Source organism: Streptomyces coeruleofuscus (genome assembly GCF_039532725.1).
Lineage (GTDB): Bacteria > Actinomycetota > Actinomycetes > Streptomycetales > Streptomycetaceae > Streptomyces > Streptomyces coeruleofuscus.
Window position 1 is genome coordinate 21,096 of the sequence record NZ_BAAASE010000001.1, and the last position, 26,110, is coordinate 47,205.

The 26,110-nt window shown below is 71.4% G+C and carries 24 protein-coding genes and 1 pseudogene; 12 read left to right on the forward strand and 13 right to left on the reverse strand.

From position 1 onward, the window contains the following. Window positions 1–7 precede the first annotated feature (7 nt). On the reverse strand, window positions 8–4,930 hold the full coding sequence (locus ABFX81_RS00090; RefSeq protein ID WP_346137448.1) for an ATP-dependent helicase: 4,923 nt from the start codon (window positions 4,928–4,930) through the stop codon (window positions 8–10). Window positions 4,931–5,059: 129 nt separating this feature from the next. On the opposite strand from ABFX81_RS00090, the pseudogene ABFX81_RS00095 reads away from it, so the two are divergent. The 3 genes and pseudogenes from ABFX81_RS00095 to ABFX81_RS00105 all read left to right on the forward strand — a co-directional run. After that, window positions 5,060–5,881, forward strand: a pseudogene (locus ABFX81_RS00095) (AraC family transcriptional regulator); the annotation flags it as partial. A gap of 32 nt (window positions 5,882–5,913) precedes the next feature. Then, window positions 5,914–6,636 (forward strand): AzlC family ABC transporter permease, encoded by a 723-nt coding sequence (locus ABFX81_RS00100; RefSeq protein ID WP_336621346.1) that lies wholly within the window; start codon window positions 5,914–5,916, stop codon window positions 6,634–6,636. Further along, window positions 6,633–6,944: an AzlD domain-containing protein gene (locus ABFX81_RS00105; protein ID WP_086855365.1), complete on the forward strand. Its 312-nt coding sequence runs from the start codon at window positions 6,633–6,635 to the stop codon at window positions 6,942–6,944. Before ABFX81_RS00100 ends, ABFX81_RS00105 begins: the two co-directional genes overlap by 4 nt. On the opposite strand, the gene ABFX81_RS00110 is transcribed toward ABFX81_RS00105, so the two are convergent. Continuing rightward, the gene (locus ABFX81_RS00110) at window positions 6,945–7,889 is read right to left on the reverse strand and encodes a prenyltransferase/squalene oxidase repeat-containing protein (RefSeq protein ID WP_346137450.1); all 945 of its coding nucleotides are present in this window, start codon (window positions 7,887–7,889) and stop codon (window positions 6,945–6,947) included. 80 nt (window positions 7,890–7,969) lie between these two features. On the opposite strand from ABFX81_RS00110, the gene ABFX81_RS00115 reads away from it, so the two are divergent. The 4 genes from ABFX81_RS00115 to recX all read left to right on the forward strand — a co-directional run bounded on the left by ABFX81_RS00115 (window position 7,970) and on the right by recX (window position 11,789). Further along, window positions 7,970–8,164, forward strand: coding sequence for a DUF3046 domain-containing protein (locus tag ABFX81_RS00115; protein WP_086852901.1), 195 nt, complete (start codon window positions 7,970–7,972; stop codon window positions 8,162–8,164). 84 nt (window positions 8,165–8,248) lie between these two features. Beyond that, window positions 8,249–9,532 carry an AI-2E family transporter gene (locus ABFX81_RS00120; RefSeq protein ID WP_086852899.1) on the forward strand — a complete coding sequence of 428 codons (1,284 nt, stop codon included), beginning with the start codon at window positions 8,249–8,251 and terminating at the stop codon, window positions 9,530–9,532. 277 nt (window positions 9,533–9,809) lie between these two features. Next, on the forward strand, window positions 9,810–10,931 hold the full coding sequence (recA, locus tag ABFX81_RS00125) for a recombinase RecA (protein ID WP_086852897.1): 1,122 nt from the start codon (window positions 9,810–9,812) through the stop codon (window positions 10,929–10,931). A gap of 3 nt (window positions 10,932–10,934) precedes the next feature. Then, window positions 10,935–11,789, forward strand: a complete 855-nt coding sequence (recX, locus tag ABFX81_RS00130) for a recombination regulator RecX (RefSeq protein ID WP_086852895.1) — start codon at window positions 10,935–10,937, stop codon at window positions 11,787–11,789. A gap of 48 nt (window positions 11,790–11,837) precedes the next feature. Here recX and ABFX81_RS00135 read toward each other — a convergent pair whose 3' ends face one another. The 8 genes from ABFX81_RS00135 to ABFX81_RS00165 all read right to left on the reverse strand — a co-directional run bounded on the left by ABFX81_RS00135 (window position 11,838) and on the right by ABFX81_RS00165 (window position 18,434). Then, the gene (locus ABFX81_RS00135; RefSeq protein ID WP_086852903.1) at window positions 11,838–12,263 is read right to left on the reverse strand and encodes a rhodanese-like domain-containing protein; all 426 of its coding nucleotides are present in this window, start codon (window positions 12,261–12,263) and stop codon (window positions 11,838–11,840) included. Window positions 12,264–12,280: 17 nt separating this feature from the next. Then, window positions 12,281–12,856 carry a cupin domain-containing protein gene (locus ABFX81_RS00140; RefSeq protein ID WP_086852893.1) on the reverse strand — a complete coding sequence of 192 codons (576 nt, stop codon included), beginning with the start codon at window positions 12,854–12,856 and terminating at the stop codon, window positions 12,281–12,283. Between the two features lie 99 nt (window positions 12,857–12,955). Continuing rightward, window positions 12,956–13,159, reverse strand: a complete 204-nt coding sequence (locus tag ABFX81_RS42140) for a putative leader peptide (RefSeq protein ID WP_086852890.1) — start codon at window positions 13,157–13,159, stop codon at window positions 12,956–12,958. Next, window positions 13,137–14,744: an FAD-dependent monooxygenase gene (locus ABFX81_RS00145; protein ID WP_086852888.1), complete on the reverse strand. Its 1,608-nt coding sequence runs from the start codon at window positions 14,742–14,744 to the stop codon at window positions 13,137–13,139. Before ABFX81_RS00145 ends, ABFX81_RS42140 begins: the two co-directional genes overlap by 23 nt. A gap of 280 nt (window positions 14,745–15,024) precedes the next feature. Then, a complete protein-coding gene (locus tag ABFX81_RS00150; protein ID WP_086852886.1) occupies window positions 15,025–15,933 on the reverse strand; it encodes an ABC transporter permease subunit in 909 nt (302 codons plus the stop codon). Further along, window positions 15,930–16,607 carry an ABC transporter permease subunit gene (locus tag ABFX81_RS00155; protein ID WP_086852884.1) on the reverse strand — a complete coding sequence of 226 codons (678 nt, stop codon included), beginning with the start codon at window positions 16,605–16,607 and terminating at the stop codon, window positions 15,930–15,932. The genes ABFX81_RS00150 and ABFX81_RS00155 overlap by 4 nt, the downstream gene beginning before the upstream one ends. A 132-nt stretch (window positions 16,608–16,739) precedes the next feature. After that, entirely contained in the window at window positions 16,740–17,582 is an 843-nt protein-coding gene (locus ABFX81_RS00160; protein WP_346137451.1) for a glutamate ABC transporter substrate-binding protein, read from the reverse strand. 75 nt (window positions 17,583–17,657) lie between these two features. Further along, window positions 17,658–18,434 carry an ATP-binding cassette domain-containing protein gene (locus ABFX81_RS00165; protein ID WP_086852881.1) on the reverse strand — a complete coding sequence of 259 codons (777 nt, stop codon included), beginning with the start codon at window positions 18,432–18,434 and terminating at the stop codon, window positions 17,658–17,660. Window positions 18,435–18,724: 290 nt separating this feature from the next. Between ABFX81_RS00165 and ABFX81_RS00170 the strand changes: the two genes are divergently transcribed. Together ABFX81_RS00170 and ABFX81_RS00175 are read left to right on the forward strand one after the other, a co-directional pair. Beyond that, window positions 18,725–19,411 carry a response regulator transcription factor gene (locus ABFX81_RS00170; RefSeq protein ID WP_086852879.1) on the forward strand — a complete coding sequence of 229 codons (687 nt, stop codon included), beginning with the start codon at window positions 18,725–18,727 and terminating at the stop codon, window positions 19,409–19,411. Window positions 19,412–19,420: 9 nt separating this feature from the next. Next, a complete protein-coding gene (locus ABFX81_RS00175) occupies window positions 19,421–20,824 on the forward strand; it encodes an ATP-binding protein (RefSeq protein ID WP_086852877.1) in 1,404 nt (467 codons plus the stop codon). A gap of 26 nt (window positions 20,825–20,850) precedes the next feature. Here the strand turns inward: ABFX81_RS00175 and ABFX81_RS00180 are convergent, their stop codons facing one another. Further along, on the reverse strand, window positions 20,851–21,852 hold the full coding sequence (locus ABFX81_RS00180; protein ID WP_086852875.1) for a TAXI family TRAP transporter solute-binding subunit: 1,002 nt from the start codon (window positions 21,850–21,852) through the stop codon (window positions 20,851–20,853). A 108-nt stretch (window positions 21,853–21,960) separates the two neighbouring features. On the opposite strand from ABFX81_RS00180, the gene ABFX81_RS00185 reads away from it, so the two are divergent. Then, the gene (locus tag ABFX81_RS00185; RefSeq protein WP_346137452.1) at window positions 21,961–22,368 is read left to right on the forward strand and encodes a pyrophosphohydrolase domain-containing protein; all 408 of its coding nucleotides are present in this window, start codon (window positions 21,961–21,963) and stop codon (window positions 22,366–22,368) included. A 73-nt stretch (window positions 22,369–22,441) separates the two neighbouring features. Here ABFX81_RS00185 and ABFX81_RS00190 read toward each other — a convergent pair whose 3' ends face one another. Both ABFX81_RS00190 and ABFX81_RS00195 read right to left on the reverse strand, forming a co-directional pair. Further along, window positions 22,442–23,713 carry a cation:proton antiporter gene (locus ABFX81_RS00190; protein WP_346137453.1) on the reverse strand — a complete coding sequence of 424 codons (1,272 nt, stop codon included), beginning with the start codon at window positions 23,711–23,713 and terminating at the stop codon, window positions 22,442–22,444. Further along, window positions 23,670–24,155 (reverse strand): cation:proton antiporter regulatory subunit, encoded by a 486-nt coding sequence (locus ABFX81_RS00195; protein WP_086852065.1) that lies wholly within the window; start codon window positions 24,153–24,155, stop codon window positions 23,670–23,672. The genes ABFX81_RS00190 and ABFX81_RS00195 overlap by 44 nt, the downstream gene beginning before the upstream one ends. A 270-nt stretch (window positions 24,156–24,425) precedes the next feature. Here ABFX81_RS00195 and ABFX81_RS00200 point away from each other — a divergent pair, with 270 nt between their 5' ends. Both ABFX81_RS00200 and ABFX81_RS00205 read left to right on the forward strand, forming a co-directional pair. Beyond that, the gene (locus ABFX81_RS00200) at window positions 24,426–25,373 is read left to right on the forward strand and encodes a histidine kinase (protein ID WP_086852067.1); all 948 of its coding nucleotides are present in this window, start codon (window positions 24,426–24,428) and stop codon (window positions 25,371–25,373) included. After that, a complete protein-coding gene (locus tag ABFX81_RS00205) occupies window positions 25,373–26,080 on the forward strand; it encodes a response regulator (protein ID WP_086852069.1) in 708 nt (235 codons plus the stop codon). Before ABFX81_RS00200 ends, ABFX81_RS00205 begins: the two co-directional genes overlap by 1 nt. Window positions 26,081–26,110: the final 30 nt, after the last annotated feature.

Genomic DNA, 26,110 nt, shown 5'->3' on the forward strand with positions numbered 1-26,110 from the left:
GGGCCGGTCAGGCGCGGAGGCGGAGTCCGCGGGGCGTCGCGATGAAACCCGCTCCTTCCAGGAGGGTGCCGATGGGGGAGGTCAGAGCCTGGGCGCCGTTGACGCGCTCCACCGTGACCGTGCCGAGGGAGCCCGCTCGGGCGGCTGCGGCGAGTGCCTCGGCGGCGGTGTGGAGGCGGGGGTCCTCGGTGGGGTCGCCATCCGGGTCGGCGGCCCAGGCCAGCAGGGTCTTGCCGCCACGCTCCATGTAGAGCGTCAGCTCACCGTCGACGAGAACCACCAGGGAACCCGCCTTGCGGCCCGGCTTGTGCCCGGCGCCGGTCGGGGGCTCGGGCCAGGCCAGGGCGGCGCCGTACGCGTTCGCCGGGTCGGCGGCGGCGAGGACGACGGCCCGGGAGGCGGGGTCCGGGCGGGTGCGGCGGCCCGGGAACCCGGCACCGTACGGTGCGCCTCCGCCGTTCTGCCACGGCGGGGTGCCCTGCGGGGCGTAGTCCCGGGGAGAGACGTACTCGTCCCGGGACGGTTGCGGGGCCGGGGTGACGTAGGCGGGGCCGAGGCCGGGGAATCCGTCGGGGCCGGGGTCGCCGGGGTGGTCGTTGGAAGGGAGCGAGTCGTCCTGCCCGGCGAAGTCGTGCGCGGGGAACGGGTCGAGGTCGGGGCCCGGAGGGGGGCCGGGCAGGTCCTCGCCGCGGTCCCGGGCGTTGGACACCGCGCGCAGGCGGTCCACGGCACCGTCCATCGCGAACTGTGCGGCGCCGAGGCCCTCCACGACGTAGCCGCGGCGGGCCTGGCCGCTGTCCTCGAAGGCGGACAGGACGCGGTACGTCGCCGAGAACCCGCCCTCGACGCCCTCCGCCGAGACCGCGCCCCTGGTCACCACGCCGTGCCGGTCGAGGAGGGTGCGGGCCAGGGCGTGGGCCCGCACCGTGGGGTCCGGCTCGTGGGCCGGGAGCAGGGACCAGCGGCCGGCCACGGTCGGCGGGCCGGAGCGGGAGGCCGGGCGGGCCGCGGCCGTCAGGGAGCCGTAGCGGCCGCGCGGGACCGAGCGCTTGGCGCGGTGGGCCGTGGAGCCGGCGGTGCGGCCCGAGCCGAGCAGGGAGCGCATGGGAGAGAGCGTGTCGTTGGTCAGGCGTCCGGACCAGGCCAGGTCCCAGAGGACGTCGGCCAGTTGGGGATCGGTGGCGTCGGGGTGGGTGGTGGCGCGGACCTGGTCGGCGATCTGGCGGAAGAACAGGCCGTAGCCGCCGGAGAGGGTGTCCAGGACGGACTGGTGGAGAGCGGTCAGCTCCAAGGGATGCGGGGGCGGCAGGAGCAGGGGGGCCGCGTCCGCCAGGTAGAGGGAGACCCAGCCGTCCTTGCCGGGGAGGGAGCCCGCCCCGGCCCAGACCACCTCTCCGGCGGCGGTGAGCTCGTCCAGCATGGCCGGGTTGTAGTTCACGACCCGGGAGGGCAGGACCAGCTTCTCCAAGGCGGAGGCGGGCACGGACGCGCCCTGCACCTGCTCGATGGCGCGCACCAGGCCGTCGATGCCGCGCAGGGAGTGCCCCTTGCCGATGTGCTGCCACTGGGGAAGGAACTGGGCGAGTGCGGCCGGCGGCACCGGCTCCAGCTCATGGCGCAGGGCGGCCAGCGAGCGGCGGCGGAGTCGGCGCAGCACGGCCGCGTCGCACCACTCCTGGCCGATCCCGGCCGGGTGGAACTCGCCCTGGACGATCCGGCCCGCCGCGGCCAGCCGCTGGAGGGCACCCTCGGTGACGGCCACGCCCAGGCCGAAGCGGGCCGCCGCCGTGGTCGAGGTGAACGGGCCGTGGGTGCGGGCGTGGCGCGCGAGGAGGTCGCCGAGCGGGTCCTTGACGGGCTCCATGAAGGCTTCCGGGACGCCGACCGGCAGGGCGGTTCCCAGTGCGTCGCGCAGCCGGCCCGCGTCCTCGATCGCCGCCCAGTGGTCCCTGCCCGCGATCCGGACCCGGATGGCGCGGCGGGCGCCGGCCAGTTCCTGAGCCCATTGCGGATCGGCGCCCCGCTCGGCCAGTTCCGCCTCCGTGAGCGGGCCGAGGACGCGGAGGAGGTCCGCGACGCCCTCGGCGTCCTTGACGCGGCGGTCCTCGGTCAGCCACTGAAGCTCCCGCTCCAGCTCCGTCAGAACCTCCGCGTCGAGCAGTTCACGCAGCTCCGCCTGGCCCAGCAGCTCGGCCAGCAGCCGTGAGTCCAGCGACAGGGCCGCGGCGCGGCGCTCGGCGAGCGGGGAGTCACCCTCGTACAGGAACTGGGCGACGTAGCCGAAGAGGAGGGAGCGCGCGAAGGGGGACGGCTCGGGCGTGGTGACCTCGACGAGGCGCACCTTGCGGGACTCCAGGTCGCCCATCAGCTCGACGAGACCGGGAACGTCGAAGACGTCCTGGAGGCACTCGCGGACCGCCTCCAGGACGATCGGGAACGAACCGAACTCGCTCGCCACCTGGAGCAGCTGGGAGGCGCGCTGGCGCTGCTGCCACAGCGGCGTGCGCTTGCCCGGGTTGCGGCGCGGCAGCAGCAGCGCGCGGGCGGCGCACTCGCGGAACCGGGCCGCGAACAGGGCCGAGCTGCCCACCTGGTCGGTGACGACCTGGTCGACCTCGCCCTTGTCGAAGACCACGTCCGCCGCGCCGACCGGTGCCTGCTCGGCGTCGTACTCCCGGCCCAGCTTCACCGGCTCCTGGTCGAGCAGGTCCAGGCCCATCAGGTCGGCGTCCGGCAGGCGCAGCACGATGCCGTCGTCGGCGTGCATGACCTGCGCGTCCATGCCGTAGCGCTCGGAGAGCTTCGCGCCGAGCGCGAGGGCCCAGGGGGCGTGCACCTGAGCGCCGAAGGGGGAGTGGACGACCACGCGCCAGTCGCCGAGCTCGTCGCGGAAGCGCTCCACGACGATGGTCCGGTCGTCCGGGACGTGTCCGCAGGCCTCGCGCTGTTCGTCCAGGTACGACAGCACGTTGTCCGCCGCCCAGGCGTCCAGGCCGGCGGCGAGGAGGCGGAGCCGGGCGTCGTCCTTGGGCAGCGAACCGACCTCGCGCAGGAACGCGCCCACCGCCCGGCCCAGTTCGAGCGGGCGGCCCAGCTGGTCGCCCTTCCAGAAGGGCAGCCGGCCCGGTACGCCCGGGGCCGGGGAGACCAGGACGCGGTCGCGGGTGATGTCCTCGATGCGCCAGGAACTCGTGCCCAGCGTGAAGACGTCGCCCACACGGGACTCGTAGACCATCTCCTCGTCGAGCTCGCCGACCCGGCCGCCGCCCTTCTTGGGATCGGCGCCGGCGAGGAAGACGCCGAAGAGGCCGCGGTCGGGGATCGTGCCCCCGGAGGTGACGGCGAGGCGCTGTGCGCCGGGGCGGCCCGTGATCTCGCCGCTGACGCGGTCCCACACCACGCGCGGGCGCAGCTCGGCGAAGGCGTCGGACGGGTAGCGGCCGGCCAGCATGTCCAGGACCGCCGTGAAGGCGGACTCGGGGAGCGAGGCGAAGGGGGCGGCCCGTCGGACGGCGGCGAGGAGGTCGTCGAACTGCCAGGTGTCCATGGCCGTCATCGCGACGATCTGCTGGGCCAGGACGTCCAGCGGGTTGGCGGGGACCCTGAGGGACTCGATGGCGCCGGTCCGCATGCGTTCGGTGACCACCGCCGCCTGCACCAGGTCGCCGCGGTACTTCGGGAAGACCACGCCGGTGGAGACCGCGCCCACCTGGTGGCCTGCCCGGCCGACGCGTTGCAGGCCGGAGGCCACCGAGGGGGGTGATTCGACCTGGACCACCAGATCGACCGCGCCCATGTCGATGCCCAGTTCAAGACTGGACGTGGCTACGACCGCGGGCAGGCGGCCCGCCTTGAGGTCCTCCTCGACCAGGGCACGCTGCTCCTTGGACACCGAGCCGTGGTGGGCCCGGGCGATGACCTGTGGCGCCCCCTGGGCGGCTCCCGAGCCGCCCATGAGCTCGGCGGGGGAGTGGTGCTCGTCGAGGGTCTCGCCCGTGGCTCGCTCGTACGCGATCTCGTTCAGGCGGTTGCACAGGCGCTCCGCGAGGCGGCGGGAGTTCGCGAAGACGATCGTGGAGCGGTGGGACTGGACGAGGTCGGTGATCCGCTCCTCCACATGCGGCCAGATCGACGGGCGCTCGGCGCCCTCCGAGCCGTCCGCCACCGGGGAGCCGCCCAGCTCGCCCAGGTCCTCGACCGGTACGACCACGGAGAGGTCGAACTCCTTGCCCGACTCCGGCTGGACGATCTCCACCTTGCGGCGGGGCGAGAGAAAGCGGGCCACCTCGTCGACGGGGCGGACCGTCGCGGACAGGCCGATGCGGCGGGCGGGCTTCGGAAGGAGTTCGTCCAGCCGCTCCAGGGACAGCGCGAGGTGGGCGCCGCGCTTGGTGCCCGCGACCGCGTGCACCTCGTCGAGGATCACCGTGTCCACGCCGGTCAGCGCGTCGCGCGTGGCCGAGGTCAGCATCAGGAACAGTGATTCGGGGGTGGTGATCAGGATGTCCGGCGGGCGGGTGGACAGGGCGCGGCGCTCGGCGGCGGGCGTGTCACCCGAGCGGATGCCCACCTTGACCTCGGGCTCGGGCAGGCCCATGCGGACGGACTCCTGGCGGATGCCGGTCAGAGGGCTGCGGAGGTTGCGCTCGACGTCCACGGCCAGGGCCTTCAAGGGGGAGATGTACAGGACCCGGCAGCGCTTCCTGGGGTCGGCGGGGGGTGGGGTCGAGGCGAGCTGGTCCAGGGCGGCGAGGAAGGCGGCCAGGGTCTTGCCGGAGCCGGTGGGGGCGACGACCAGCACGTCCGAGCCCTGGTGGATGGCCTGCCACGCGCCGGCCTGGGCGGTGGTGGGCGCGGAGAAGGCGCCCGAGAACCAGGCACGGGTCGCGGGGGAGAAGGCGTCCAGGGCTCGGTGTGCGTTGCTGGCCATGCGTCCATCGTGCACCTCGCCACTGACAACGGGGGTCTGCGGCGGTCGGGCCGGGGCTCTGCTCGCCGGTGGCGGGCGTGGGTGCGTGAGGCTTGCCGCCGTGGGTTCCGGGCGGCGGACAATGGTCGTATGAGCGAGCGCGCACGGCACTGGCAGTACGACGAGCTGCCCGGGGTGGATCTGCTGCGGGCCCGGTACGTGCACAAGACGTTCGTGCGGCACACGCACGAGAACTTCGTGATCGCCGCCATCGCCGACGGCGTGGAGGTGTTCCACCACGGCGGGGGTGATCAGTACGCGGGGGCCGGGGCGCTCGCGCTGGTGAATCCGGACACTCCGCACACCGGGCGGGCCGGTGTGCCCGAGGGATGGCGGTACGGGGCCGTGTATCCGCCCGTCGACGTGGTGGCGGAGATCGCTGCCGAGACCACGACACTGCGGGGGACACCCGGGTTCGTCAGCCCGGTGGTGGATGATCCGTACGCCGTCGGGCTGGTGCATCAGGTGCTGCGCGCCGCCGACGAGGGCAACCCGCTAGCCGCGGACACGCTGCTGCGGGTCGCCGTGACCAGGTTGCTGAGACTGAACGGTGGGTCCATGCCGCGGAGGGAGGTGCGGACCGCGGGGGCCCGGATCGCCGCACGCGCGCGTGCGGTGCTGGAAGAGCGGATGGCGCGGCCGCCGAGCCTGGAGCGGTTGGCGGCCGAGCTCGGGACCAGCCCGTTCGCGTTGCTGCGGGCCTTCAGGGACGCCTACGGGATGCCGCCGCACGCGTGGCTCACCGACGCGCGCGTACGGCGGGCGCGGCGGCTGCTGGACCTGGGGACGGCGCCTTCCGAGGTCGCCGTGACCGTGGGGTTCACCGATCAGCCGCACCTCAACCGGCACTTCAGCCGCATGGTCGGTGTGCCCCCGGGGGCGTACCAGCGCGAGCGCAAGAACGTACAAGACGTGCGGTAGCGGCCCCTCGTAGCGTGCGGAGCGTGGCAGATCGGACAGCTCTCACAGATACAGAAACCGGTGGGAAGGCGGACCGTGCCGTCGTGCGGGACGCCCTGGGCGTCGGGGTGGCCGTCGGGCTCTCCGGGTTCGCCTTCGGGGTGACGTCGGCCGGCAGCGGACTCACGCTCATGCAGACGTGCGCGCTCAGTCTGCTGGTGTTCACCGGAGCGTCCCAGTTCGCCCTGGTGGGAGCCCTCGCGGCCGGTGGCGGCCCGTTCACGGCGGCGGCCGGGGCCTTCTTCCTGGGCGTGCGGAACGCCTTCTACGGACTGCGTCTGTCGCAGTTGCTGGCCCTCCCGCGCGCGGTACGGCCGTTCGCCGCCCAGTGGGTGATCGACGAGACGGCCGCCGTCGCGCTGGCACAGCCCACGCGGCGCGCGGCGCGGCTCGGGTTCGTCGTGACCGGGCTGAGCCTGTACGTGCTGTGGAACCTCACCACGCTGCTCGGTGCCCTGGGCGCCGGAGCCATCGGGGACACCGGCGCGTGGGGGCTGGACGCCGCGGGGCCCGCGGTGTTTCTGGCGCTGCTCGCGCCGATGCTGAAGACCGGCACCGAGCGGGCCGTCGCCGGGCTCGCCGTGCTGCTGGGGCTCGGGCTGCTGCCCGTGCTGCCCGCCGGTGTGCCGGTTCTGATGGCCGCGCTGGCGGCGCCGGTCGTGCTCTGGGCGGACGGCCGGCGCAAGGGACGGGGGATTGAAGGGTGAACGTCTGGATCGCCATCGGTGTGACCGTCCTCGGGTGCTACGCCGTCAAGCTGGCCGGGCTGCTGGTGCCCGCCGGGGCTCTTGAGCGGCCCGTGGTGAAGCGCCTCGCCGCATTGCTGCCCGTCGCACTGCTGGCGGCCCTCACGGCCCAGCAGACCTTCGCCGACGGTCAGGTGCTGGTCCTGGACGCGCGGGCCGCCGGACTCGGAGCCGCTGCCGTGGCGCTGATGCTGCGCGCCCCGTTCCTGCTCGTCGTCGCGGCGGCCGTGCTGGTGACCGCGGGCGTGCGGGCCATGGGCGTGGGGTGATCAGCCGACGGGGCGGCCGTGGGACCGGAGCGTGCGCAGGGCCTCGACCGTCACCAAGGGGCGCGCCTCCAGGGCGGGTGCCGGGGCCCACCGACGCCACCGGACGTGCCAGCCGCCGTCCTCCTGTTGCTGGGCCGCGAGGTGGTCGAGGGAGCGCGTCATCTCGTCGTCCGTGAACCACGCGCGCGCGAGCGACCGCGGTGTCCTCGCGTAGTCGTACGGGAAGTGGTGCTCGCCCGGGGCGTAGCCGGGGGAGACCGGGTACGCGTCCAGGTCGTCGGGGTCCAGGGCCGCGAGGCGGTGTGCGCGTACCAGGCGGCCGAGGCGGTCGGCGGCAGCCTCCGCGCGCGGGCGGTCGGGGGCGGCGTCGAGGAAGGCCACGGCGGCCTCGATCTCGTACGGGTGGGACTCGTCCAGGGACTCGACCGCCTGCCAGCAGAAGTCCGTGGCCCGGAACAGCCAGGCGTGCCACACCTCGTTGCGATGCAGCAGCCCCACCACCGGCCCGGTGGCCAGGAGAGCGCTGGGCGGGTCGTCCACGACCGGCACGAAGGGGGCCGTCGGGTAACCGCGCTGGCTCGGGTGGATCGCCGGGAGGGCACCGTCCGCCGTGGAGACGGACGTCAGGTAGCGGCAGATGCGCTCCACCCGCTGTCCGGCGCAGCGTCCCACGGCGTCCAGGACACGCAGGGCGTGGGCGGTGTGCAGCGGCTGGCTGACCGGGCCGCGCAGATCGGGCTCCAGCGCGTGGCCGTACCCGCCGTCCTCGTTGCGGTAGGCGTCCAGGGCGGTCTCCACCGGGTCGGCGGCGCCGCCCCGGAAGTGGTGGGCGAAGAGGCGCTGCTCGAGCACGCGCGCGGTGAGCCAGACGAAGCGTTCCGCGCGTGCCACGGGGGTGTGCGGCGGGGGCGACGGGGGGAGTGGGGGAGCTCCTGTTTCGGCCATGGGTCAGACCGTAGGGCGGAAAACGGTGCCGGCAGGCGGTCCCGGCTCAGGCCCACCCCCACGGGCGGGATACTTGAGTCATGCGGTTGACGGTCTTCTGGCAGCGGATGGCGGAGCACTTCGGTCCGGGCTACTCCGACACCTTCGCACGCGACCATGTGATGGCGGATCTCGGCGGGCGCACCGTGCACGAGGCCCTCGACGCCGGCTGGGACGCCAAGGAGGTCTGGCAGGTGGTGTGCGCGGTGATGGACGTGCCGAGGGAGAAGCGTTGACCCGTCGTGGAGACCGCTGACCGGCGGCCCACGAAGATCGCAGGCGGGCAGACGGCTGTCGGTGGTGTGGGTGAGACTTGGTGCGTGGCACGCACTGACGAGACCGGGCAGGAAGCCCAGCAGTCCTCCCCGTTCGGTACGACTCCGCCCGCCCCGCCCCCCGTCGGCGGGGCCGACGGGCCGAACGGCCGTATGCCGCGCTGGCTGCCGCGTGCCCTGGTGCTGGCACTCGCCCTCGTCGCCGTCTTCCAGCTGGGCAGCTGGGCCTTCCATCAGCTCACCGGCCTGCTGATCAACATCCTCATCGCGTTCTTCCTGGCGCTCGCCATCGAACCGGCGGTGAGCTGGATGGCTTCGCGCGGCATGCGCAGAGGACTGGCCACGTTCGTCGTCTTCATCGGCGTGATCATCGTGGCGGCGGGCTTCGTCACGCTGCTCGGCTCCATCCTGGCGGACCAGATCATCAAGATGATCGAGGGCTTCCCGGACTACCTCGACTCCGTCATCAACTGGGTCAACACCCACTTCAAGACCGACCTGAAGCGCGTGGACATCCAGGAGGGCCTGCTCCGCTCCGACTGGCTGCGCAACTACGTGCAGAACAGCGCCACGGGTGTCCTGGACGTGTCCGCCCAGGTCATCGGGGGGCTTTTCCAGCTGCTGACGATCGCGCTGTTCTCGTTCTACTTCGCCGCGGACGGCCCGCGACTGCGCCGCACGATCTGCTCCCTCCTGCCGCCCGCACGGCAGGCCGAGGTGCTGCGCGCGTGGGAGATCGCCGTGAACAAGACCGGCGGCTACATCTACTCGCGCGGCCTGATGGCACTGATCTCCGGCATAGCCCACTTCGTCCTGTTGCAGGCCCTGGACGTGCCCTACGCGCCCGTGCTCGCCGTGTGGGTGGGCCTGGTGTCGCAGTTCATCCCCACCATCGGCACGTATCTCGCGGGCGCGCTGCCCATGCTGATCGCGTTCACGGTCAACCCCTGGTACGCGCTGTGGGTGCTGATCTTCGTGGTGATCTACCAGCAGTTCGAGAACTACGTGCTCCAGCCGAAGCTGACGGCCAAGACCGTCGACATCCACCCCGCGGTCGCCTTCGGCTCGGTCATCGCGGGCACCGCGCTGCTGGGCGCGGTCGGCGCGCTGATCGCCATCCCCGCCATCGCCACGCTCCAGGCTTTCCTGGGGGCGTACGTGAAGCGGTACGACGTCACGGACGACCCCCGGGTCCACGGCCATCACCGACGCGGGGAGGGGCCGAGCCTCGTCACGCGCGCGAGGCAGCTGTGGGCACGGCGGGCGGGGACGGAGCGGCCCGGCGGTGGGGGCTCCGAGGGCGGGGAATCCGGGAAGAGCCCAGTCTGAGTCGCTGCGCCCTGCGGCACGGCGGTGCAACGTGGTGCTGCACGGTGGTGCCGTGTGGTGCTGCACGGAGGTGCCGCGTGGTGCGCTTGACACGAAAATCGAACATCCATTCTTATGGAGTCTCCGGCGCAGCTCAACGACGGGCATTTCGACGTACTTTGGGTGGAGAAGTGCCCGAGTTATCCACAGGCCGGACGTGCGTCGAGGCGCATTGTCAGTGGCAGGCGTTAGCGTCTTTGACGTGAAGCGATCGACTCAAGCAAATCGGGTGGAACCCATGGCAGGAACCGACCGCGAGAAGGCCCTGGATGCCGCTCTCGCACAGATTGAACGGCAATTCGGCAAGGGCGCGGTCATGCGCATGGGCGACCGGACCAACGAGCCCATCGAGGTCATCCCGACCGGGTCCACCGCCCTCGACGTGGCCCTCGGCGTGGGCGGCCTGCCCCGCGGCCGTGTCGTGGAAATCTACGGACCGGAATCCTCCGGTAAGACCACCCTCACCCTGCACGCGGTGGCGAACGCGCAGAAGGCCGGCGGGCAGGTCGCCTTCGTCGACGCGGAGCACGCCCTCGACCCCGAGTACGCGAAGAAGCTCGGCGTCGACATCGACAACCTCATCCTCTCCCAGCCGGACAACGGCGAGCAGGCCCTGGAGATCGTGGACATGCTGGTCCGCTCCGGAGCCCTCGACCTCATCGTCATCGACTCCGTCGCGGCGCTCGTCCCGCGCGCGGAGATCGAGGGCGAGATGGGCGACAGCCACGTGGGTCTTCAGGCCCGCCTGATGAGCCAGGCCCTGCGAAAGATCACCAGCGCGCTCAACCAGTCCAAGACCACCGCGATCTTCATCAACCAGCTCCGCGAGAAGATCGGCGTGATGTTCGGCTCCCCGGAGACCACGACCGGTGGCCGGGCGCTGAAGTTCTACGCCTCGGTGCGCATCGACATCCGCCGCATCGAGACCCTGAAGGACGGCACGGACGCGGTCGGCAACCGCACCCGCTGCAAGGTCGTCAAGAACAAGGTCGCGCCGCCCTTCAAGCAGGCCGAGTTCGACATCCTCTACGGCCATGGCATCAGCCGCGAGGGCGGCCTGATCGACATGGGCGTGGAGCACGGCTTCGTCCGCAAGGCCGGCGCCTGGTACACGTACGAGGGCGACCAGCTCGGCCAGGGCAAGGAAAACGCGCGCAACTTCCTGAAGGACAACCCCGACCTGGCCAACGAGATCGAGAAGAAGATCAAGGAGAAGCTGGGCGTCGGCGTGCGCCCCGAGCCGGCCGTCGAAGCGGGCACGGACGCGGCGGTCTCCCCGGCACCGGCCGACGCGGCGGCGGTCCCCGCTCCGGCAGCGGCCAAGACCGCCAAGTCCAAGGCCGCCGCAGCCAAGAGCTGACCCGTGACACGACGAACCGACTGGGCGGAGTACGAGTACGCCGCCTCCGGTGCCCCACGGGGGAGGGGCACCGGAGAGGAGACGGGCTCGGCCGTGGACGGGGAGGACGCGCACGGGGACGACCGGCTGTACGGGGACGACGGTCCGTACGGGGACGACCGGCTGTACGGGGACGCCTCCCACGGCAGCGGCGCAGCCGGCAGAGGCTCACGCGGAGGCGGCTCGTCCAGGGACGGCTCGCGTGGCGGCGGGTCGCCTGACGGGCGGGGACGCGGGCGCCGCCGGCGCTTCGGCGCGGCGGTCGCCGAGGACGGAGGTTCCCTCTCCTCGTCGAGGGCCGAGCAGGGGGAGCCTCCGGGGGACCCGGTCGAGCAGGCGCGGGCGATCTGCCTGCGCCTGCTCACCGGGACCCCGCGGACCCGCAAGCAGCTCGCCGATGCCCTGCGCAAGCGGCAGATCCCGGACGACGCCGCCGAGGAGGTGCTGTCGCGGTTCGAAGAAGTCGGCCTCATCAACGACAGCGCCTTCGCGGAGGCCTGGGTGGAGTCCCGGCACCACGGCCGGGGCCTGGCGCGGCGTGCGCTCGCCCGGGAGCTGAGGACCAAGGGCGTCGACTCCACGCTGATCGACGAGGCCGTCTCCCAGCTCGACTCCGAGCAGGAGGAGGCGACCGCGCGGGAGCTCGTCGCGCGCAAGCTCCGCTCCACTCGTGGGCTCGACAGGGACAAGCGCCTCCGACGCCTCGCGGGCATGCTCGCCCGCAAGGGCTACTCCGAAGGCTTGGCCCTGCGCGTGGTCCGGCAGGCGCTGGAGGAGGAGGGCGAGGACACGGAGTTCCTCGGGGACGAGGGGGCCTGACGCGAGGCGGGACCCTCACGGGGCCGCGCCCGCTGTCGAGCCCCGCGATCACACCACCGGCAGCCCCGCCGCCCGCCAGGCCTGGAACCCGCCGACCAGATCGGTGGCCCGGTGCAGTCCCAGCTGGTGCAGGGACTGGACCGCCAGGCTGGAGGCGTACCCCTCGTTGCAGATCACGACGACGCGCAGGGCGTGGCTCGTGGCCTCCGGTAGACGGTGGCTGCCCTGCGGGTCGAGGCGCCACTCCAGCTCGTTGCGCTCGACGACGAGGGCGTCCGGGATCAGGCCGTCCCGTTCACGCAGGGCCGCGTAGCGGATGTCGACCAGCAACGCGTCACCGGACCGAGCGGCCTGGTACGCCTCCTGCGGCTCGATCCGCTCGTAGCTCGCCCGTACGCGGTCCAGCAACTCGTCGATGCCGACGGCACGTTGGGCCCGGCCGCTGCCATCGCCGCCGCTGCCGCCGTCGCCCACCTGCTCATGTGTCGTGTTCACTGCCAGTCCTCCGGTCGTTCCACCTGCTCGAGCCGCAGGACCGACCCGCTGCGGCTGTAGCGGCGGATCTGCGGCAGGGGCGGGTAGTAGGCGTGGACGGAGATCGCGTGCCGGTCGAGGGACTCGTTGAGCACCTCGTGGACGTGGTGACGGCCGAAGGCGCGGCCCTGGCCGGACGGCAGTCGGCGTTCGCGGTCGACGCCGTCGGTGAGTTCCAGGGTCTTCCAGCCGTCGGTGGGCAGCCGCGCGGCGAGCGAGTTCTCCTTGAGTTCGCCCGACGCGGTCAGGAAGGCGCCGACCGAGTCGGCATGGTCGTGCCAGCCGGTGCCCGTGCCGGGTGGCCAGCCGATCAGCCAGGCCTCGCTGCCACCGGGCCCTTCCAGCCGCACCCAGGTGCGGCCCTCCGGGTCGAGCGGCAGGGAGGCGATCAGCTCGGTGTCGGCGGCCGTGCGCCGCACGAAGTCGAAGAGGTCGGCCTGAGTGGGCGCCGAAACGGCGGAGGAGACAGACGAGGAGCCGGAAACGGAGCCGGAAGAGGAGACAGCGGGGGATGCGGAAGGGGATACAGACACGGGTGCCGTCCTGAAGGTCCTGATGAGGGTTCGCGAGTCAGGCGCGTCGGCCGCGGCAGACAGAGCGCGGCGCGCGCACAAAGGGAGAGGGATGCGAAGTCAGCAGGACGGGCGACACACGCAGCCCGCATAGCGGACGAGGTCCATATGGACCCTCCGCCACAGGCGCACACAGGTGTCGGTCACGCATCGGAGTACACCATGACCGCCCGGACCGGTCAACTCACTGTCACCATGCGGACGCACGGTGACAGCGATCACGTCACCCTCGGTGTCGACGTCAGCGAGAGCCGGCCGACGCACCGGCTTCGGCCTGCGCCTTCGCCGGTCCGCCCACCGTGGCCTCCGCCGCCGCGTACAGGTCGTCCGGGCGCACTCCGCTCAGCGCGGTGACGAGGTGCCCGTCGGGACGCACCAGGAGCACCGTGTGCGCGGCAGCACCCGGATAGCTCTCGGCGACCAGCAGCTCGGCGGGGTGCGGCAGCGCGGTGACCGCGGCCGCGAGCCGGGGCATGAGGCCGGCGCTGACCCAGTGCTTGCGCTCCCACACACCCGTGCCCGGCGCGATCAGTACCACCAGCAGGGCGCCGCGTCCGAGCCGGTCCCGCAGCCGTACGAAGGTGCCGTCCTCCGCGGTGACCCGTACGTCGGTGACCGGCGCTCCGGGCGGTGTGTCGACGGGGGTCTCTCCTTCGAGGCGGCCGGGCGCGAGGGGCGAGTCGGCGTACGCTCCCGGCGCGCCGAGCTGGCCGAGCCCCAAGTGACCGTCCGTGAGGAGCGCGTCGTGGCCCCGGGACGAGCCGGGGACGTAGGAGCGCAGCCCTCCGCCGCCGCGCAGCAGCGGTAGTGCCTGGTCGGCGGCGCGCAGCCGGGCGGCGACGACCGCCCGGCGCTCGGTCTGGTAGCTGTCGAGGAGCGCCTCGTGCGGCCCGTGGTGCCAGGCCAGGGCCAGCTTCCAGGCGAGGTTGTCGGCGTCCCTGAGGCCCTCGTCCAGCCCGTGCGTGCCCAGCGCGCCGAGCAGGTGTGCCGCGTCCCCGGCGAGGAAGACGCGGTCGGCGCGCCAGCGGCGGGCCAGGCGGTGGTGGACGATGTGGACGCCGGTGTCCAGCAGCTCGTACGGCGGGGTCGTGCCGCCCGACCAGCCGGCCAGGGTCTCCCGGATGCGGGTCAGCAGCAGTTCGGGGGTGACCAGGTCCTTGCCGGGCGGCAGGAGCCAGTCCAGACGCCAGACGCCGTCCGGCAGCGGGCGCGCGGTGACCTCGCCGGCCGAGGGGCCCGACATGCGCCACGGGGGCATGCGGTGCAGCAACGCCTCGTCGTGCCAGGGCAGTTCCGTACGCAGCGCGGCAACGGCGTGACGTTCCACCGCCGTACGGCCAGGGAAGCGGATGTCCTGGAGCTTGCGCACGGTCGAGCGGGGGCCGTCGCAGCCGACCAGGTAACTGCCGCGCCACCAGGTGCCTTTGGGACCGCGGGTGTGGGCCGTGACGCCCGAGGGCTCCTGTTCGAGGCCGTCGAGCCGGCTGTCCACCGCGACTTTGACGAGCCGTTCGCCGGAGAGGGCGGTCCGCAGGGCATCGGTCAGCACGTGCTGGGCGATGTGCAGGGGAGCGGGCTCGGTGCCGTCGAAAACGATCTCGCGCATCACCTGCTTGCGCCGCATCGACCGCCATCCGGCCCAGTGGGCACCGGCCCGCGACAGGGGCACGCCGGTCAGCCGTTCCATGAGGGCGGCGGTGTCCTCGCGCAGGACGACGGTGCGCGCCGCACGGGGTTCGTCCTTGCCCGGCCCCTCGTCGAGGACGACACACGGCACCTCCTGACGCGCCAGCGCCAGGGCGAGCGTGAGCCCGACGGGCCCCGCTCCGACGATGATCACCGGGTCCACGGCGCGGCGCCCCCTGCCCGTGGTGATGTCCTGAGAGACGTAGGTGAACAGGAAGTTGGAGCAGGGTGCACGATCACAGAACGTATGCAACCCATTGCCGGTGCTTGCGTCAAGTGACCGGCGGCCGGTGGCGATCATGCCGCAGCACCAAGGGTAGCCGGGCGACACGCTCGTCACTTGATGGGGTTTCAGGGTTGGCTGGAGCCGGATGGCTCAGGGCTCGGCACGACTGTGGCCCGCCGGATCCCGGCGGGCCACAGTCGTAGCGGTTGTCGGGCCGTCAGATCGAGCCGCCGGCACCGGTGCCGTAGGTGCCGCCCACCTCGGCCGCGTTCACGTCGTCGACCTTGTCGGCACCGAGAACAGCCCCCGTGCTGCGCTTGCTGCGGCGCAGCCTGCCCTCCAGCCAGGAGGCGAAGGACGTGAGGATGAAGTTCAGGACGATGAAGATGACGGCCACGACGATGAAGCTGGGGATGACGTTCGCGTAGTTGGCCGCGAGCGTGCTGCGCGTGTTGAGCAGTTCGGTGAACCCGAGCATCACGCCGCCCAGCGCCGTGTCCTTCACGATGACGACCAGCTGGCTGACGATGGCCGGCAGCATGGCGGTGACGGCCTGCGGGAGCAGGATGCTCGACATCGTCTGGCTCTTGCGCAGGCCGATCGCCATCGCCGCCTCCGACTGCCCCTTGGGCAGGGAGAGGATGCCAGCGCGGACGATCTCGGCGAGGACCGACGCGTTGTAGAGCACCAGTCCGGTGACGACCGCGTACAGGGGTCGCTCATCGCTGGGGATGCCCGTCGAGCGGACGTAGAACTCGTTGGCGAACAGCATGAGCAGCAGCACCGGGATGGCCCGGAAGAACTCGACCACCGCGCTGGCCGGGATGCGCACCCAGCGGTGGTCGGACATGCGTGCGATGCCGAGGACGGCGCCCAGTGGGAGAGCGAAGACCATGGAGAGGGCCGCGGCCTTCAGGGTGTCGGCCAGACCCGGCAGCAGGTACGTCGTCCAGGCCTCGGAGGTGGTGAAGGGCTTCCACAGAGCCCACTCCAGCTGGCCCTTCTCGTCCATGGTCTGCCAGACCCACCACAGAAGCAGGGCCAGCAGGACGAAGAAGACCACCGAGAACAGCACGTTGCGCCGCTTGGCCTTCGGGCCGGGGGCGTCGTAGAGAACGGACGTCATCGCTTTACCGCCAGTCGCTTGCTCAGCCAACCGAGGAACAGGCCGGTGGGCAGGGTCAGTACCACGAAACCGAAGGCGAAGATCGCACCGATGAGCAGTGTCTGAGCTTCGTTCTCGATCATTTCCTTCATCAGGAGAGCGGCCTCCGCTACTCCGATCGCGGCTGCCACTGTCGTGTTCTTGGTCAGTGCGATGAGCACGTTGGCCAGCGGTCCGATGACTGAGCGGAACGCCTGCGGCAACACGACGAGCCAAAGGACCTGGCTGAAGCTCAGCCCGATGGCGCGGGCCGCCTCCGCCTGTCCGACGGGCACCGTGTTGATGCCGGAGCGGATCGCCTCGCAGACGAAGGCCGCCGTGTAGGCGACGAGGCCGAGGACCGCCAAGCGGAAGGCCTTGGCCTTGAAGTCGTCGGGTGCGCCCATCGTCACGCCGAAGATGTTGGCGAGGCCGAGCGAGGTGAAGACGATGATGACGGTGAGGGGGATGTTACGGACCAGGTTCACATAGGAGGTGCCGAAACCGCGCATGAGCGGAACCGGGCTGACCCGCATGGCCGCCAGCAGAGTGCCCCAGATCAGCGAGCCGATGGCCGAGACGACGGTGAGCTGCACCGTGACCCAGAAGGCGCCCAGCAGGGTCGGGTTGTCATAGTCAGAAAGAAAGTCGAACACGATCTCCCGCGCTTCCGGGTGTGTGGCTTGGGTGGCGGACGTGCCGCGCCGCCGCCGGCGAAGCGATGGGCGGCGGCGCGCCTGCGGATCCCCGCCGCAACCGCGGGGATTCTGCGTCGGCGGAGTTCCGCGTTACTGGACGATCTGGCCGATCTTCGGGGCCTTCTCGTTCTTGTAGTTCGCCGGCCCGAAGTTGTCCGTGACGGCCTTGTCCCAGGCGCCGGAGCTGACCATCTTCTCAAGAGCGTCATTGATCTTGTTCAGGGTCGCGGTGTCGCCCTTCTTCACACCGATGCCGTAGTTCTCGTTGCTCAGCTTCAGTCCGGTGAGCTTGAACTGCCCCTTGTACTGTTCCTGCGCCGCGAAGCCGGCGAGGATCGCATCGTCCGTGGTCACAGCGTCGAGGGCGCCGCTCTGCAGGCCCGCGATGCACTCCGAGTAGCCACCGAGCTCCTGCAGCTGAGCCTTCGGCGCGATCTCGTTCTTGACGTTCTGCGCAGACGTGGAGCCGGTCACCGAGCACAGCTTCTTGCCGTTGAGGTCGGTGCCCTCCTTGATGTCCGAGTCCGCCTTCACCAGCAGGTCCTGGTGGGCCAGCAGGTACGGACCGGCGAAGTCGACCTTCTCCTTACGCTCGTCGGTGATCGAGTACGTGGCCGCGATCATCTTCACGTCGCCGCGGGACAGCGCGTTCTCACGGTCGGCGCTCTTGGTCTCGACCCACTCGATCTGGTTGGGCTCGTAGCCCAGTTCCTTGGCCACGTACGTCGCCACGTCCACGTCGAAGCCGGAGAAGGAACCGTCGGGCTCCTTCAGGCCCAGACCGGGCTGGTCGTACTTGATGCCGATCTTGATCTTGTCGCCGCCGCCGGAGCCGGAGTTGGAGTCACCGCCGTCATCGCCACCACACGCGGTAGCGGTCAGGGCGAGAACAAGAGCGGTGGCGGCCGCGGCGGAGACCTTGCGGAGCTTCATGGTGAACATCCTTTGCCGTGAAGAGAAAAACCGTCGTTTCGGGTGACGCGGGTCGTCGCAGGCGCGGCGCGCGCCCTAGTGGTGCAGGATCTTCGACAAGAAGTCCTTGGCACGGTCGCTGCGCGGATTGCTGAAGAACTGGTCGGGCGCAGCCTCCTCGACGATTCGGCCGTCCGCCATGAACACCACGCGGTTTGCGGCCGATCGTGCGAAACCCATCTCATGGGTGACGACGATCATGGTCATGCCGTCCCGGGCGAGCTGCTGCATGACCTCCAGCACCTCGTTGATCATCTCGGGGTCGAGCGCGGAGGTCGGCTCGTCGAAGAGCATGACCTTCGGCTCCATGGCCAGCGCCCGCGCGATCGCGACGCGCTGCTGCTGGCCGCCGGAGAGCTGTGCCGGGTACTTCTCGGCCTGCGCGGCCACGCCTACCCGGTCGAGCAGGGCACGGCCCCGCTCCTCGGCCGCCTGCTTGTCCTTCTTGCGGACCTTGACCTGGCCGAGCGTCACGTTCTCGAGCACGGTCTTGTGCGCGAAGAGGTTGAAGGACTGGAAGACCATCCCGACGTCGGCCCGCAGCCGCGCGAGCCCCTTGCCCTCGGCGGGCAGCGGCTTGCCGTCGATCTCGATCGTGCCGGAGTCGATCGTCTCCAGGCGGTTGATGGTGCGGCACAGGGTGGACTTGCCGGACCCGGAGGGTCCGATGACCACGACGACTTCGCCGCGGGCGATCGTCAGGTCGATGTCCTGGAGTACGTGCAACGCGCCGAAGTGCTTGTTGACGCTCTTCAGGACGACCAGTTCTCCGGTCGCGGCCACATCTTCCTTGGCCACCGATACTTCGGTCATCGCTCTCAGGCTCCGTCCTCCTCGGTTTCGGAGGACAGTAGTAACCCTCTACGACCTGCGTCATTACATCTGAGGGGAATCTGAGCATCACGATCCGATAGCAATCGGACACGTGTCGTAGCACTTATGAGCAGCGCTCATATCGGCCGGGTAACGGAAGCTCTCCGCAACCGGAACCCTCTTGACGCCGTCCTCATCCATCAGCGTGACTGCACAAGGTGCACGCGCGCGCGTGCACGCGTTTTTGTACACAGATAGATCGTACGGCCAGTGAACCGAAGGGGGCCCGGGTGAGACTGCTGCTCGTCGAGGACGACAACCACGTCGCCGCCGCCCTGTCGGCGGTCCTGGCGCGGCACGGGTTCGACGTCACACACGCGCGCAGCGGCGAGGAGGCCCTCCAGGCGCTGGTCCCCGAGGTCGACGGCTTCGGCGTCGTCCTGCTCGACCTGGGCCTGCCCGACCAGGACGGATACGAGGTCTGCGGCAAGATCCGCAAGCGCACCAGCACGCCGGTGATCATGGTCACCGCCCGCTCCGACGTGCGCTCCCGCATCCACGGCCTCAACCTCGGTGCCGACGACTACGTGGTGAAGCCGTACGACACCGGGGAGCTGCTCGCCCGCATCCACGCCGTGAGCCGCCGCACCTCCCACGAGGACACCTCCAGCGGCATCGAGACCGAGCTGAGGCTCGGACCCGTGCACATCGAGCTGCCCACGCGCCGGGTCAGTGTGGACGGCTCGGTCATCCAGCTGACCCGCAAGGAGTTCGACCTGCTGGCCCTGCTCGCGCAGCGGCCCGGGGTGGTCTTCCGCCGGGAGCAGATCATCAGTGAGGTGTGGCGGACCAGCTGGGAGGGGACCGGGCGCACCCTGGAGGTCCACGTCGCGTCCCTGCGCGCCAAGCTGCGCATGCCTGCCCTCATCGAGACCGTACGCGGAGTCGGCTACCGGCTCGTCGCGCCTGCCGGGTAGCGGGGCCGGGTGCGCACTCGTCTGCTCCCGCTGCTGATCGTCCTGATGGCGGCCGTACTGCTCGCGCTCGGCGTCCCGCTAGCCGTCAGTCTGGCCGGCGCCCAGCAGCAGAAGGTCGTCGTCGACCGGATCGACGACACGGCACGCTTCGCGGCCCTCGCCCAGTTCGTCACCGACTCGCCCAACGGGACCGCCAGCGCGTTCGAGAACGAGCGCCTGGCCACGCTCAGCAGCGAACTCGACAGCTACTACAAGGTCTACGGCATCCGGGCCGGTGTCTTCTACCGCAGCGGCCGTGCCATGGCCAACGCGCCCGCCGGGTGGTCCCCGCCGAAGCAGGGTGAGGTGCGCGACGCGTTCGACGAGGCGTTGCTCAGCCGCCGCAGCCACGACCCGCGGCAGGTGTGGCCCTGGCAGCGGGGCAACCTCGTGGTCGCGTCGCCGGTCATCCGGGACGGTGACGTCGTCGCGGTCGTCGTCACCGACTCGCCCACCGGGCAGATGCGCTCCCGCACGCTGAACGGCTGGCTGGTCATCGGCGCGGGCGAGTTCGCCGCGATGCTGCTGGCCGTCGGCGCGGCTCTGCGGCTGACCGGCTGGGTGCTCAAGCCCGTACGGGTGCTGGACGCCACCACCCACGACATCGCCACGGGGCGGCTGAAGTCCCGGGTCGCCGCAGCCGGCGGTCCGCCGGAACTCAGGCGTCTGGCCCGGTCGTTCAACGAGATGGCGGACAACGTCGAGGACGTGCTGGAACAGCAGCGCGCCTTCGTCGCCGACGCCTCGCACCAGTTGCGCAACCCGCTCGCGGCACTGCTGCTGCGTATCGAGCTGCTCTCCTTCGAGCTGCCCGAGGGCAACCAGGAGATCGCCTCCGTCCAGTCCGAGGGCAAGCGCCTCGCGCAGGTCCTGGACGATCTGCTCGACCTGGCGCTGGCCGAGCACACCGAGGCCGATCTGAAGATCACCGACATCGGCGAGCTCGCCGCCGAACGGGTCGCGGCCTGGTCCCCGACCGCCGAGGCCAAGGGCGTCCACCTGGTGGGCGACTGCCCGCCGACGACCGCGTGGGCCGACCCGGTGGCGCTGTCCAGCGCGCTGGACGGTGTCATCGACAACGCGGTGAAGTTCACGCCGGAGGGCCGGACCGTCGAGGTGACCGTCGCTTCCAACGGCGACACCTCCACCGTGGTCGTCACCGACGAGGGCCCCGGTCTCACCGACGAGGAACTGGCCCGCATCGGCGACCGTTTCTGGCGCAGCAGCCGCCACCAGAACATCAAGGGCTCCGGCCTCGGGCTGTCCATCTCGCGGGCGCTTCTCGCGGCGGGCGGCGGCTCGATCGCGTACGACCGTCACGAGCCGCACGGGCTGAAGGTGACGGTGGCGGTGCCGAGGGTCGGACCGGCGTAGCGAAGCCGAGGGCGGGGCCGACGGGGCTACGGCTTGACGGACCGGTAGTAACGCCGGGCCCCGTCGTGCAGCTTGAGCGGGTCCGTGTAGATCGCCGTGCGGACGTCCACCAGTTGGGCGGAGTGGACGGTGGAGCCGATGCCGTCCCGGCTGTCGATCACCGTACGGGTCAGCCACTCGGTGAGCCGGGGGTCCATGTCGTTGCGCGTGACCAGCAGGTTGGACACCGCCAGGGTGGGGACCGCGTCGCCGCGCTGGATCGTGGGGTAGGCCGACTCCGGCATCTTGGTGGCACGGTAGTAGCGCGTGGCACCGCCCTGGTCGTGCAGCTTGGCCACCAGACCGACGTCGATCGGCACGAAGCGGAAGGCCGACGCCGACTTCTTGGCCAGCCGGCTGAGCCCGTCCGTGGGCAGTCCGCCCGACCAGAAGAACGCGTCGAGGCCGTGTCCCAGCCGTTTGGGCCCGGTGTCGATGCCGTCCGACGACGGCTCGATGTCCTTCTCCGGGTCGATGCCGGCCGCCCTGAGCACGCCGTTCGCGATCAGCCGTACGCCGGAGTTCGGCAGCCCTATGGCCACGCGCTTGCCGCGCAGGTCCGCGACGGAGCGGATGTCCGAGTCCGGCGGTACGACGAGCTGGGCGTAGTCGTCGTACAGGCGCGCGACACCGCGCAGCCGGTCGGCGCCCGTGCTGTTGTCGAGCTTGTACGTGGCGACCGCGTCGGCCGCGGCGATCGCGAAGTCGGCCTTGCCCGTCGCCACGTCCGCGACGTTCTCCTGCGAACCGGCACTGGTCAGCAACCGCACCTTCAGATCGGGCATGTCCTTGTCGATCTCGGTGCGCAGGAGCTTGCCGTACTCGTGGTAGACCCCCGCCTGGGTGCCCGTGCTGAACCTGATCGTCCCGCTCGGAGGCTCCTCGGCCCAGGGGCGCAGCCACCACAGCAGCAGCCCGAGGACCACGAGGGAGGCGGCGCCGCCCTGAAGGGCCCGGCGCCTGCCGAGAGGGGGGAACGTCTTGGGCATGCGCGAGATCCTGCCAGCCGTGGTGCCCCGCTGACCAGGGGCGGGCTCACGGGGTGGGGTCAGACAGGGGACAGGGGGGTGTCAGTGGCGGCCACTACAGTCGCCCCCATGAGCTCGTCGCCCGCAGATCTGGTCCGTGAATTCCACCTCGCCTTCGGCCTGGACGCCCGCAGTACCCCGACGGAGGTGTCCCCGGAGCTCGCCGCCCACCGCGGTGAACTCCTCGCGGAGGAGGCCGCGGAGGTCGCCGAGGTGTCGGTGACGGGCCCGCTCGACCGGCTCGCCCACGAGCTCGCCGACGTCGTCTACGTCGCCTACGGCACCGCCCTCGTCCACGGCATCGACCTCGACGCGGTACTGGCGGAGATCCACCGCTCCAACATGACCAAGATCGGTCCCGACGGCTCCGTCTCCCGCCGCGAGGACGGGAAGGTGCTCAAGGGGGAGCACTATGAGGCACCGGATGTGACCGGGGTGCTGCGGAAGCAGGGGTGGGAGCCGGGCGCGGGCGTCTGAGCCGCCCGCCCGGGCCGACGCCGGCTCCCCCGTCCGCTGCCGGCGGCCGCGGGGGAGCCGCCGGTGCCGCCCCTCAGTCGGCCACCGGCGCGTCCGCCTCCTTGGCCCGGGGCGTCGTCTCCGCCGTACCCCGGGGCGACTCGCGGCGTCGGCTCCACCAGGTCGCCACGGGCTCCGTGTAGCGCGCGGTCAGGGGGCCCAGGACGACCAGGATGAGCACGTACGCCGTGGCCAGAGGGCCGAGAGACGGTTCGATGCCCGCCGAGACCGCCAGACCGGCGATGACGATCGAGAACTCACCACGGGCCACCAGCGCACCGCCCGCCCGCCAGCGGCCCTTGACGGAGATCCCGGCCCGCCGCGCCGCCCAGTAGCCGGTGGCGATCTTCGTCAGGGCGGTGACGACGGCCAGGCCCAGGGCGGGCAGCAGAACCGGCGGGATGCTGGACGGGTCGGTGTGCAGTCCGAAGAAGACGAAGAAGACCGCCGCGAACAGGTCACGCAGGGGGCTGAGGAGCGTGTGCGCCCCCTCCGCCACCTCTCCCGACAGCGCGATGCCCACCAGGAAGGCGCCCACCGCCGCCGACACCTGGAGCTGCTGCGCCACCCCCGCGACCAGGATCGTCAGACCCAGCACGACCAGCAGCAGCTTCTCCGGATCGTCGCTGGAGACGAAGCGGGAGATCACCCTGCCGTAGCGCAGGGCCACGAACAGGACGAGGCCCGCCGCGCCCAGCGCGATCGCCAGGGTCAGGCTGCCGGCCAGCAGCCCGGCTCCCGCCACCAAAGCGGTGACGATGGGCAGGTACACCGCCATCGCCAGATCCTCCAGCACGAGCACGCTGAGGATCACCGGCGTCTCCCGGTTGCCGACCCGGCCCAGATCGCCGAGGACCTTCGCGATCACTCCGGACGACGAGATCCAGGTGACACCGGCCAGGACGACGGCGGCCACCGGCCCCCAGCCGAGCAGCAGCGCCACCGCCGCCCCCGGCAGCGCGTTGAGCGCGCAGTCGACCAGACCGGACGGGTAGTGGGTCTTGAGGTTGGAGACCAGATCGCTCGCCGTGTACTCAAGACCCAGCATCAACAGCAGCAGGATGACGCCGATCTCGGCGCCCGTGGCGACGAACTGCTCGCTCGCGCCCAGCGGCAGCAGACCGCCCTCGCCGAAGGCCAGACCGGCCAGGAGGTACAGCGGTATCGGCGACAGCCGGAAACGGCCGGCGAACCGGCCGAGCAGGCCGAGGCCGAGGATGATGGAACCGAACTCGATCAGCAGAACCGCGGAGTGTACTCGCTCACTCCCGACCCAGTATCGCCGCGGCGCCGTCGACGCCCTCACGGGTGCCGACGACGATCAGCGTGTCCCCGCCCGCCAGCCGGAAGTCCGGCGCGGGGGAGGGGATGGCCTCGGCCCGGCGCAGCACCGCCACGACCGACGCCCCCGTGTCCGTCCGCATCCGCGTGTCGCCCAGGACCCGCCCGTTCCAGTGCGAGGTCGCGGCCACCTCGATCCGCTCGGCGACCAGCCCCAGGTCCGTGGTGTACAGCAGGCTCGGGCTGTGGTGGGACGGCTTCAGCGCGTCGATCAGCGAACCCGCCTCCGAGCTGGACAGTCGCAGGGAGTGCGCGCAGGAGTCGGGATCGTCGGCCCGGTACACGTTCACCGTGCGCGTGCCGTCGCGGTGCGCCACCACCGACAGATGGCGGTGTTCCCGGGTCTCCAGGTCGTACTGGACCCCGATACCCGGCAGCGGCGTCGCCCTCAGGCGCGGAGCTGACACGTTTCTTCCCCTTGTTCGTTCGGCTCTGGTCGGTCTGGTGAACGGTGTCGATCAACGGACGGGTCAAGTCCGCATGCTGTCATCCAGCCGTACGGTGACGACATGGGTGTCGTTACGGATATACGCAGCGGCCGGTCGCCGGAGAGGGTGGAGGGGGCGGTGCCATACGCGAGGGCGGGGTCGTACGGGAAGGCCCGGTCGTGGGCGAAGGCCGGCTCATACGCGAAGGGCGGGCCATACGCGAAAGCCGGAAGGAGCGGATCCAGGAACGTGTCGTTGTTCTGGCGGATCTTCTCGCTCAACGCGGCCGGCCTGGTCGTGGCCACCGCGTTGCTGCTCGGCCCTGTCACCGTGTCGACCCCCGTCCTGGCGGGCGAGGCGCTCGTCCTGCTCGGCGGTCTCGCGGTGCTGCTCGCCGGCAACGCGCTCGTGCTGCGCTTCGGTCTCGGTCCCCTGCAACGGCTGGACCGGGCCATGGCCACCGTGGACCTGCTGCGTCCGGGCTCCCGCCCGGTCGTCGCCGGACCCGCGGAGACGGCCGGGCTGATCACGACGTACAACGCGATGCTCGACCGGCTGGAGGCCGAACGGGCCGCGGGCGCCGCCCGGGCGCTGTCCGCGCAGGAGAGCGAACGGCACCGGATCGCCCGGGAGCTCCACGACGAGGTCGGGCAGACCCTGACCGCCGTCCTCCTCCAGCTCAAGCGCGTCGCGGACCGGGCGCCCCAGGACCTGCGTGAGGAGGTCGGCCAGGCGCAGGAGGCGACCCGGGCCGGCCTGGACGAGATCCGCCGTATCGCCCGCAGGCTGCGCCCCGGAGTCCTGGAGGAACTCGGCCTGGCCAGCGCCCTGCGCTCGCTCGCCGCCGAGTTCACGACCCACGGCCTGACCGTGCGCCACCACGTCACCGGCGACCTCCCCGCCCTGACCCCCGAATCGGAACTCGTCGTCTACCGGGTGGCCCAGGAAGGCCTGACCAACACCGCCCGGCACGCCGGTGCCGACCGTGCCGAACTCCGCCTCCGGCCGGTCCCCGGCGGCGTCGAACTCCTCGTACGCGACAACGGCACGGGCCTCGGCGACCCCCCGGAGGGCGCCGGCATCACCGGCATGCGGGAGCGCGCCCTCCTGATCGGCGCCTCTCTCACCCTCGAACCGGCCCCCGACCGGGGCACCGACGTACGCCTGCGCGTACCGGCGCCGGAAGGAGCACGCTGATGTCCACACCGGTGACGCCGGGAAGCCCGCCGAACGCCACCCGGCCCCCGAACGCCCGGTCCCCGATCCGCGTCCTGCTCGCCGACGACCACACCCTCGTGCGCCGGGGAGTGCGCCTCATCCTGGACGGGGAGCCCGACCTGACGGTCGTGGCCGAGGCCGGGGACGGGGCCGAGGCCGTCGCCCGCGCCCGGGACACCGAGGTCGACCTGGCCGTCCTGGACGTCGCCATGCCCCGGATGACCGGTCTCCAGGCGGCCCGTGAACTCTCCCGCCGGCTGCCCGCATTGCACATCCTGATCCTGACGATGTACGACAACGAGGAGTACTTCTTCGAGGCGCTCAGGGCCGGGGCCAGCGGCTACGTCCTCAAGTCCGTCGCCGACCGCGACCTGGTGGAGGCCTGCCGGGCGGCCGTGCGCGACGAGCCGTTCATCTATCCGGGCGCCGAGCGGGCCCTCGTCCGCTCCTACCTGGAGCGGCTGCACCGGGGCGACGGCCTGCCGGAACGGGCCATCACCGAACGCGAGGAGGAGATCCTGAAGCTGGTCGCCGAGGGCCACACCTCCAAGGAGATCGGCGAACTCCTCTTCATCAGCGCCAAGACGGTCGAACGCCACCGCGCCAACCTCCTCCAGAAGCTCGGCATGCGCGACCGTCTGGAGCTGACCAGGTACGCGATCCGCGCCGGTCTCATAGAGGCGTGAGGCCGGGCCCCGGGTTGTCCACAGGCGACC

Excerpts from the sequence above, each read along its gene's own strand:
- ABFX81_RS00090 (WP_346137448.1), bottom strand. The coding sequence starts at position 4,930 with ATGGCCAGCAACGCACACCGAGCCCTGGACGCCTTCTCCCCCGCGACC.
- ABFX81_RS00180 (WP_086852875.1), bottom strand. The coding sequence starts at position 21,852 with ATGCCCAAGACGTTCCCCCCTCTCGGCAGGCGCCGGGCCCTTCAGGGC.
- ABFX81_RS00160 (WP_346137451.1), bottom strand. The coding sequence starts at position 17,582 with ATGAAGCTCCGCAAGGTCTCCGCCGCGGCCGCCACCGCTCTTGTTCTC.
- ABFX81_RS00205 (WP_086852069.1), top strand. The coding sequence starts at position 25,373 with ATGTCCACACCGGTGACGCCGGGAAGCCCGCCGAACGCCACCCGGCCC.
- ABFX81_RS00150 (WP_086852886.1), bottom strand. The coding sequence starts at position 15,933 with ATGACGTCCGTTCTCTACGACGCCCCCGGCCCGAAGGCCAAGCGGCGC.
- ABFX81_RS00110 (WP_346137450.1), bottom strand. The coding sequence starts at position 7,889 with ATGGCCGAAACAGGAGCTCCCCCACTCCCCCCGTCGCCCCCGCCGCAC.
- ABFX81_RS00115 (WP_086852901.1), top strand. The coding sequence starts at position 7,970 with ATGCGGTTGACGGTCTTCTGGCAGCGGATGGCGGAGCACTTCGGTCCG.
- ABFX81_RS00165 (WP_086852881.1), bottom strand. The coding sequence starts at position 18,434 with ATGACCGAAGTATCGGTGGCCAAGGAAGATGTGGCCGCGACCGGAGAA.
- recA (WP_086852897.1), top strand. The coding sequence starts at position 9,810 with ATGGCAGGAACCGACCGCGAGAAGGCCCTGGATGCCGCTCTCGCACAG.
- ABFX81_RS00185 (WP_346137452.1), top strand. The coding sequence starts at position 21,961 with ATGAGCTCGTCGCCCGCAGATCTGGTCCGTGAATTCCACCTCGCCTTC.